The 3,026-nt window shown below is 67.2% G+C and carries 3 protein-coding genes and 1 pseudogene; all 4 read right to left on the minus strand.

The genetic code is table 11. From position 1 onward, the window contains the following. Positions 1-734: pseudogene (gene aroC, locus ACO48X_RS02960) on the minus strand (chorismate synthase); the annotation flags it as partial. A gap of 55 nt (positions 735-789) precedes the next feature. Next, a complete protein-coding gene (locus ACO48X_RS02965; protein ID WP_485000386.1) occupies positions 790-1,371 on the minus strand; it encodes a prepilin peptidase in 582 nt (193 codons plus the stop codon). 9 nt (positions 1,372-1,380) lie between these two features. After that, positions 1,381-2,142 carry a hypothetical protein gene (locus tag ACO48X_RS02970; RefSeq protein ID WP_485000388.1) on the minus strand — a complete coding sequence of 254 codons (762 nt, stop codon included), beginning with the start codon at positions 2,140-2,142 and terminating at the stop codon, positions 1,381-1,383. Beyond that, positions 2,139-3,026: endolytic transglycosylase MltG (mltG, locus tag ACO48X_RS02975; RefSeq protein ID WP_485000390.1), on the minus strand; the 888-nt coding region annotated here is incomplete at its 5' end. The genes mltG and ACO48X_RS02970, both read right to left, overlap by 4 nt.

Genomic DNA, 3,026 nt, shown 5'->3' on the forward strand with positions numbered 1-3,026 from the left:
TACGTGCCGAGCCCCTGGGGAACTCCGTAGACGAGCACTTCGACGACGCCGCCGAGGGTGTCGCCTTCTTTTTTCGCCTCGTCTATCTCCGCGACCATCGCGGCCTCCACGGCTGAATCGAGGCATCTGACGGGGCTCGCGTCGAGGGCCTCGGCGGCGTCGGGGCCCGGAGGGGCGCCCTCGTCCGCGACCTTTCCGATCCTCACGACTCTGGAAAGGACGGACACTCCCGCGACCTGGCTGTTGACGGCCGCGGCGATCGCGCCGAGGGCGACGCGTGCGGCCGTCTCGCGGGCCGAAGCGCGTTCGAGAACGGGTCTGGCGTCGTCGAAGCCGTACTTGTTCATTCCCACGAGGTCCGCGTGCCCGGGCCTCGGCTTCGTCAAGGGTTTGTTTCTCGCGATTTCGCGGGGGTCTCCCGTACCCGCGTCCCTGGTCAGCTCGGAAGGGTCGACGGGGTCGGCAGACATCACCGCGCGCCACTTCGGCCATTCGGAGTTGCCTATCTGGAGGGCTATGGGAGAGCCGATCGTCCTGCCGTGGCGGATCCCCGAGAGGACGGTCAGTTCGTCGCGCTCGAACTTCTGCCTGGCGCCGCGCCCGTGCCCCTGCCGCCGCCGGGCGAGCGCGCGCGAAATGTCCGCGGAGGAAATGCGCACCCCCGCCGGAGCGCCTTCCATGAGTGCGATGAGGGCCGGTCCGTGGGACTCCCCCGCCGTTGACCAAGAGAACATGCCCATCATTGTCCCACGGTTCGGATCGCAATCAAGCTTCTCGTTTGATTCTCCTTTAGCCGCTCCCCGCCCACACAGCCGAGGCGCCCGCCACCAGCCACGGCCCCAAGGCCATAGTAGTTCGGCGGTCTATTTTCCCGACGACGAGCAGCGCGCACGCGACGATTCCGGCGCAGACGACGCCGACGGCCAAGCCGAGGAGCATAGGCTGAAGCTGACCGGTCCACAGGCCGAGTGCGCCGGTCAGTTTGGCGTCGCCGCGGCCGAGGCTCGTTGCGGACGTGAGGGCGAAGGCTGTGAGAAAGAAGAGGGCGCCGACGGCGGCCGCGGCAAGAAGATCGTCGATTCCCCGCGACGCCGCCGAAAGGGCCGCTGCCGCGGCGGCCGAGGCGACGAGCGGGTCCGGCAGAATCTGGAGCGCGGCGTCGACGTAGGCGGCCACCGCAAGAAATCCTGCGGCGGCCGCTCCCCAGGCCAGTTCGGCGGCGAAGCCCGGGCGAAGCGAGACGCTCGTGCGCGACGAAGCCGCAAACGAACGCGCCGAGCCAAGGAGGACTGCCGCGGCGGCCCACAGGGCCCCCGCGCGCAGGGGCGAAAGGACGCCGCGAAGGATGCGCTCACGAGACCAAAATTCCATGCTGCAACGTTAGGGCGAATCGGCCGCCGGCCCACTGAGTTGTCCACAGCGGCGGAGGGTTCGAAGCGCCGGAGTCGCCGAGCGCATGGCTTTTCGCATCGCCTCCAGATCCGGTTCTTTCGACGTGAGGAGGCGAATCTGGGCCGCTGCCGTGTGCAAGGCGACGGTCTCGCTGACGATGAGGCCTCTCTCCTCGTCATTGACAATCGCGGCGAGCTCGCGGGCCGAATAGACGACGGGGGCGCCGGCGAACGCTGCGGCGTCGGCGGTCGCCAACTCGATTCCGAGCCTGTGGGCCACTGCTGGCGTGGCGGCGTCGAACGGTTCGGTGTGGGCGACGAGGCGGCGGACTCGCAGCTGCGTCAAAGCGGCAAGCCCCGCCCATGCCTCCGGTCCCGAGCCGACTACTGCGCCGTCGGCCGAAATGCGAGGCTTGCCGGCGGCCTCGCGGAAGGCCGCGACGACTCCCCCGACTCGCGCGCAGAAAGCATAGGCCCCGGGCAGGGGGCCGGCGAAGGCCAAGGTGTCGGCAAATCCGACGGCCGAGGCGAGCCCGTCGCGAAGCTCCGCGGCCTGCATCGCAGCGGCGTAGTGCGCGGCGTCGACGGCGACGCCGGCCCATGCGCGCTCTGTCTCCCCGCCGGCCAGTGCGTCGGCTCGGCGGGCGCACGCATCCTCGACGCTGGCTGCCCGCTCGACCCGGGCGGCTCCGGACGCTTCGAGAAGACGCAAATGGACCGAGTCCTGCCCGACCCACAGAATGCCGGTCATTTGCCGGTCGAACCGCCGGTTTGCTTGTCAGATTCCTTGTCAGACTTCTGGCCGCCGGTTGTGTCCTTCTGTCCGCCTGCCGCGTCGCCGCTCGTGGAGCTCGGGCGAGGATGGGCCTTGTTCCACTTCTTGAGCTCGTCGACGTTCTTGCGGTGCTCGTCCCAGTCCGCCGTGAACTTCGTTTCGCCGGTTTCCAAGTTGACCGTCACGAAGTAAAGCCAGTTTCCGTCGGCGGGGTGGAGCACTCCGTCGATCGCCGCGTCGCCGGCAGCTGAAATCGGCGTGGGCGGCAAGCCCGGATGTTGGTAGGTGTTGTATTTGTTGCTCGCGTCACGCGTTTGGGCGGCGGTGGGAGATCCGCCGCGATGCCCGAGGCCGTAGAGAACGGTCGAGTCCATCTGGAGCAGGCCGTTGACCTGGTCTTTGTTGGCGAGCCTATTCTCAATCACCCGGGCGACCTTCGAATAATACTCGCCTTTGTTGACCTCGCGTTCCACGATCGACGCTTTGATGAGAACGGTCTGCCACTGCCCGGAGGGGACCTTGAGCCTTTTGAGCTGCGCCATCCGCGACTCGACCATTTTTTTGAGCGCGTCTTCAGGCTTTGTGTTTTTGGGGAAGGAATACGTCAGCGGGGCGAACCACCCTTCCGGGTTGCCGTCGGCCTCGTCGGGAAGGCCGATCGCCGCCGTGTTCTCGGCCGCTTTCTGAACGTCGGCAACGGGCACGTTGAGATTGTCCGCCAATCGCTCATAGATCTGCTGTTTCGTCCAGCCTTCGGGGATGGTGACCCTTATTTCCGTGGACTGGCGACCGAGCAGGGACGCCAGAGCGCCCGCAGACGACATTCGCTTCTTCAACTGGTACACGCCGGGCTTGATCTG

Source organism: Peptidiphaga sp. (assembly GCF_057238965.1).

Excerpts from the sequence above, each read along its gene's own strand:
- ACO48X_RS02965 (WP_485000386.1), bottom strand. The coding sequence starts at position 1,371 with ATGGAATTTTGGTCTCGTGAGCGCATCCTTCGCGGCGTCCTTTCGCCC.
- ACO48X_RS02970 (WP_485000388.1), bottom strand. The coding sequence starts at position 2,142 with ATGACCGGCATTCTGTGGGTCGGGCAGGACTCGGTCCATTTGCGTCTT.